This is a genomic window from Aerococcus sp. L_32, from assembly GCF_050689315.1.
In genome coordinates this window covers 1-1,828 of sequence record NZ_JBOEQF010000382.1, presented here as the reverse complement: position 1 = coordinate 1,828, position 1,828 = coordinate 1, and the positions used below count along the sequence as shown (strand labels likewise).

Below are 1,828 nucleotides of genomic sequence, written 5' to 3'. Positions count from 1 at the left end.
TGCTGCCATTCCTCGACCGTCACCAATACCACCAGCCGCAATGACTGGGATATCCAAAGCTTTTGTTACTTGTGGTAATAAAGCCATGGTAGTTTGTCGCCCCACGTGACCACCTGATTCCATCCCCTCAACAATCACTGCATGAACGCCTTCACGTTCCATACGTTTTGCTAGGCCAACAGAAGCGACCACAGGAATAACTGAAATACCGGCTGCGTTGAACCGATCCATATATTTTCCTGGAGACCCAGCCCCAGTTGTGATGGTTTTAACACCAGATTGACAAATATAGTCCACTACTTCTTCTACATGTTCATTTAATAACATGACATTTACGGCAAATGGTTTATCTGTTAGTGTTTGCATCTTTTCAACTTTGGCTTTTACAACATCAACAGGATCATGCCCAGTACCAATTACACCAAGTCCCCCAGCATTGGAAACTGCTGATGCTAAATCCGCATCGGCAACCCAAGCCATAGCGCCTTGGATAATTGGGTATTCAACACCTATGCGTTCCCAAAAATCTGTTTTCACTAAAGGATTACTTCCTCTCTTAATCGACTCGTTTTTAAGCAAAAACTATTTGTTAGCTTCTACGTAGTCAACTAAATCTTGAACAGTATTGATTTTTTCTTCATCTTCAATTTCGATATCGAATTCATCTTCGATGTCATTGATGATTTGGAATAAATCTAAAGAGTCAGCATCAATATCTTCACGAATATTTGTAGTAGCTTTTACTTCGCCAGCCTCTAAGTCTAATTGTTCAGTGATTAATTCTTGGATTTTTTCAAAAGTTGTCATTATTTTATATTCCTCCATAATTTGCGTAATCATATATTAGGTCGCTTATCCCTATAAAAAGGATATCGATTTATGAATACGATAAAGTTTAATTTTGTTTGACATGTAATAAAGTCAATAACGAGATATTAAATTATATATATAACTTTGTCAACTAGTTATCGAAACTAGTTTGTTCATTTTTAAGAAACAAATCCGTTGTAAGCGCTACGAAACTTGTATTCACGCCTTTAAGATTATGGCAGGCGCTTAAAAACTTGATTTTTTGTGAAACAAAAATTGTATTTTGACTATTTATTCTAATGATTTGATGGTAATCGGATGGTTGCTTGCCTTAACAAATAAACTGGGATTTTCTTGCTATCATCAGCTTTAAAAATACTGCTATCTATAAAGGACAAGAAGATAGAAGATTCTTTCACGCAAAAGTCTAGTTAGATTTTCTAGTAAAGTACTAAATACGTAAAAAAGCTCTAAGACAAAAAAATGTTTGTCTTAGAGCCTTTGAAATCCCTGTTGTTATTTCAATATTCTCTAGTATATTACTGGTTGCTTACAAGGCAATCAATTGGCCTTATTTAGATGGCAAACAAATTACCTATTGCCTCAAAGGCAAAATGGAGGAAAAGCTGCACTAGAATAATCATCACAACAAATTTTATTGCGGATTTTTCGCTAAGAAGTTCTTGTTGATAGAATAGATAACCAATACAGATACATGATATATAAGTAGCGATATACACACTGGCGAAAGGTTTACATTGTGAATTGGTCACCCATACAGCTGATAAAATGATAAGCAAGATATATGCCAATAACAATAGCGACGTATACATTTTTATTTTGTAGTCAAAAATCTTTCCATTTTTATCCCTCGTAAAAGTTTACCCGGAATTTTGCTAAATTGCTATTTCTATTAGCAAGTCACCTAACTTATAGAAATATAGATAGTAAACAGAAAACTTTATATACCCATTACATCACATATGCGTCATCATTTTAGTGATGGTCATTGGACAAA

General features: G+C 34.8%; 2 protein-coding genes. Both read right to left on the bottom strand.

Annotated features, from left to right (window positions below):
• Window positions 1–537: nitronate monooxygenase (locus ACRCJ0_RS13150; protein ID WP_431390710.1), on the bottom strand; the 537-nt coding region annotated here is incomplete at its 3' end.
• A gap of 45 nt (window positions 538–582) precedes the next feature.
• On the bottom strand, window positions 583–807 hold the full coding sequence (locus ACRCJ0_RS13145) for an acyl carrier protein (RefSeq protein ID WP_003142776.1): 225 nt from the start codon (window positions 805–807) through the stop codon (window positions 583–585).
• Window positions 808–1,828: the final 1,021 nt, after the last annotated feature.